4 protein-coding genes are annotated in these 2281 nt (G+C 30.5%); all 4 read right to left on the bottom strand.

Annotated features, from left to right (window positions below; genetic code table 11):
* Positions 1-186 precede the first annotated feature (186 nt).
* Positions 187-450: a DUF6275 family protein gene (locus ACO409_RS10705; RefSeq protein WP_485557114.1), complete on the bottom strand. Its 264-nt coding sequence runs from the start codon at positions 448-450 to the stop codon at positions 187-189.
* Between the two features lie 144 nt (positions 451-594).
* Entirely contained in the window at positions 595-1584 is a 990-nt protein-coding gene (locus tag ACO409_RS10700; RefSeq protein WP_485557112.1) for a glycosyl hydrolase 108 family protein, read from the bottom strand.
* Positions 1585-1710, bottom strand: coding sequence for a hypothetical protein (locus ACO409_RS10695; protein ID WP_485557110.1), 126 nt, complete (start codon positions 1708-1710; stop codon positions 1585-1587). It abuts the gene before it with no gap.
* Between the two features lie 14 nt (positions 1711-1724).
* A partial coding sequence (locus ACO409_RS10690; RefSeq protein WP_485557108.1) for a hypothetical protein occupies positions 1725-2281 on the bottom strand: 557 nt, incomplete at its 5' end.

The raw sequence follows: 2281 nt of genomic DNA, 5'->3' as shown, positions 1-2281 counted from the left end.
CAATTTCTTTTTCTTTCAAAATGTAACTTTCCAATTTTTCCCAAAAGTCTTTTGCAATTACATCAAATTTTTCTGCTCCGCTTTTTGTTTTGTTTATTATTTCATTTTTGTAAATTTTTGCTACAACCATCTCTGTTGCTTTGTTAATTATCCAAATTTTTATCATTTTATCCATTTTTATCACTCCTAAAAAATTATTTTCTTGTTTTCCCATTTCTTGTATGCATCTAAGTACATCTCATCTTTGTCTCCATTGTATGTAAGTTCATAATACATTCCATCTGAAATAGTTGTACTCAATAACGCTTTTGCATTCTGTAATGTTTTACAGTACCATACCACAAATACATTTTCCTTTTTTAATTCAAATTTATCTGTCTTGTCACTTCTGCTATTAAAATATTTTGTCACTTCTTCTCTGCAAATATCTTGAAATTTATTAAAATCCATTGTTTTTCCTCCTAAAATTTATAAAATCAATTCTAAGCCGCCTAGCAAGCCCTACAATTAATTTCATCTTACTAAGCGACCAATTTATCCAAAAACTTTTTTAACGTTCTCATACGGCTTGTAACAAAGTATTTTTTTTTAAAACTACTTAAGTTCAAAATGTGGTGTATCATGCATTTTCCAATTTCCGCCCCATTCAACATTTACGTTTTTACTTTTTGCAACAGCCAAGATATGATTTGCTATTAATCTTAATTTCTTATCGTCATATCCTTCTTCTGATGTAAATTTTCTATACACACCATTTTCTACAACTCCACAAGGGAATATGTCAACAGCATGCCCAAATCCGTCACTCTTAATTTGATGATTAGATTTAGCTTTATATCCATCGCAATTTGTTACTCTTTGTCCTGCTCTTGTTCTTCCTTGTTGATACAAATAATTTTGTTCTTCCGCTGTTCTTGCTCCTGCTGTTATTCTAAAATCATACGGACTATTTGTAATCGCAGCTTTCATAACTTCAACTAACTTTGGATGTACTTTTTTCATTTTATCCAAACTTTCTTGGCTGAAAGAATACGTTTTATTCTCTGTTGTTGCATTTTCCTTGTCCCAATCTTTCAAATATTCCTCCTTTTTCTGAACTCTATTTAGCCAGCCTGTCAAAAATCCTTTTTGAGTCTTGTCACCTTCAACCTTGCTTCTGTAATAAATTCTCTGCAAGTTATGATAAACTTCCAAAAATTTTTCGGGATCTGCTGCATTCAACGCTTCCAATGTTTTGTTTCCAATTATTCCGTCTACATCAAGATTTGCATTTGTAATCTGATTTATAGCAATCTGTGCATTTTTGATTCCGTTTTTGCCACTATTTACAGTCCAGTCGCATATAGATAGTGCCACTTTATCATTTGCAACTTTATCTAGCTTGTTTCCTAAATAATATTTTTTTAGATATATATTTTTTGCAAAATCTATTGTTAAATCTTGCATATTTCCCTTATATCCAAATTCTCTTGCTTCTTCTTCAGTTATTCCGTATTTTGTTTTTCCACCCTTGTCGTGCTTGTCATTAGAATATCCGCCCTCAACTTTCAGCAGATAGTCAAATATTTTCTCAAATCTATCCATTTACATCACTTCCTTTATTTCTTCAACATTCAATATTATGTTGTCTTCTTCAAATTTTGCTCCAACAACTTTATATTTTTTACCATCCAATTCTATTTCTGTGCATATCAATTTTTCTATATTCATTCAAATCACTCCTCTTAATTTTGAAAAAAATCTTTTACATTTAAATCTAACATTTGTTCAATAGTGTATCTGCTGATTCCAACTACTGCCATTTGTTCTGCCATGTCAGCAATTTCTAAAATGTCCTGAATCTTTTTAGCTAAGATTTTTAATTCAGCTCTATTTAGTTCTATAAATTCGACAAGTCCTTTTTCATTTTGCACTTTTACTTTCTCAATTTTATCTTGTTCCAAAGTCCACATTAACGATATTTTTAACGACAAACTGTTTCTATTTCTTTCATTATTTTCAAAAGTATATTTTTTACCAGCTTTCTCTATTCCAAGCGGCTGATTCAAAAAGTTTGATTTAGCTTCTGCTAGGTCTTTTGATGCTCTTTCTCTTAATTCTTTTAATTTTGCATTTAATAAATCATTGTCAACTTTCCAAGTGTGAGAATCTTTATCCCATACACTCCAATCATTTGGTTTTGCAATCGTAACAATTGTTTCATTAACCTCATCCAAATAACTTCCGTCGCTTAAAACTGTCTTACCAGCTTTTATTTTTTCAACTTCAGTCATTTCTCTGA

The organism is Leptotrichia sp., from assembly GCF_057270615.1.
Note: the sequence above shows the minus strand (reverse complement) of the source record. Positions and strands in the feature narration are given on the sequence as shown.